Origin of the sequence: Arthrobacter sp. 2RAF6 (assembly GCF_052115205.1) — a bacterium.
Taxonomy (GTDB): Bacteria; Actinomycetota; Actinomycetes; order Actinomycetales; family Micrococcaceae; genus Arthrobacter.
The window spans coordinates 1-803 of the sequence record NZ_JBFRGF010000107.1 but is presented as its reverse complement, the minus strand read 5'-3'; the positions used below and the strand labels follow the sequence as shown (position 1 = coordinate 803).

At 60.9% G+C, this 803-nt stretch carries 1 protein-coding gene; it reads right to left on the bottom strand.

Features of this window, described 5'->3' with window-relative positions; genetic code table 11:
* The coding region (locus AB4Z38_RS25680) for a NosD domain-containing protein (protein WP_441432334.1) at positions 1–803 on the bottom strand (803 nt) is incomplete at both ends.

The window sequence follows — 803 nt, the reverse complement described above, 5'->3', positions numbered from 1 at the left end:
GTGGCCCTGAAGGCGTTGACGGCCCTGTCTGCGATAACTTGGCCGTCACTTCCGGAATCAAGGATCGTATTCCGGGCTGATTCGGAATCAACCATGACGGCCGTAACGGCGAGGCCGTCCGTAGCTTCGGTCGTCAACAGCGCGTCCACTTGAGCCTCGAAGCAGGAGTCACTTGACGTGGAGTGAACGTCCATCGCCACCACGTGGTTGGTGGAGACGAAGTTGCCGACCCCCGTCATCAGCCGGATGATGACGGGCGTCGCACCGGCCGGCCGGATGCTCTGCGAGTCGATGATCTCGGAGAAGTGGTTGCCGATGACAGTGTTGTTGCTGCCGCTGACGCAGAGCAGTCCGTAAGGGTCGTCCAGTCCGTTGTCGACTCCCAGGAAGGGCGTCCAGGGCTCGTGGTCACGCAGGAAGTGATTCGTGGCCACGAGGTTTTCCGAACTATTCGCTGCGAGAATCACCATCCCGGGGTAGAACGAGTGCAAACGGTTGTTGGTGACGCTTGAACGCGTGACGCCGTCGAGATGGACGCTGCTCGCGCCACGGGGGAAGACGTTGTTCGCGGTGATCAGGAGCCCGCCATGGTTCTCGGCGTAGATCGAGTGGCCCTTGGGCCCTGCTCCGACCAGGTTGTCGGTGATCTTTGATGCCTGTCCCCAGCCGCGCAGCTCGATGCAGCTTCCGCATTCGGCGATGAAGTTGTCGTGAATGGAAAGCGCGTCCGCGTGGTAGATGGTGAGGGCGTTCTCAAGGTAGACGAACCCCATGCCGGTGACGCGGAATGAGTCATTGGCGTT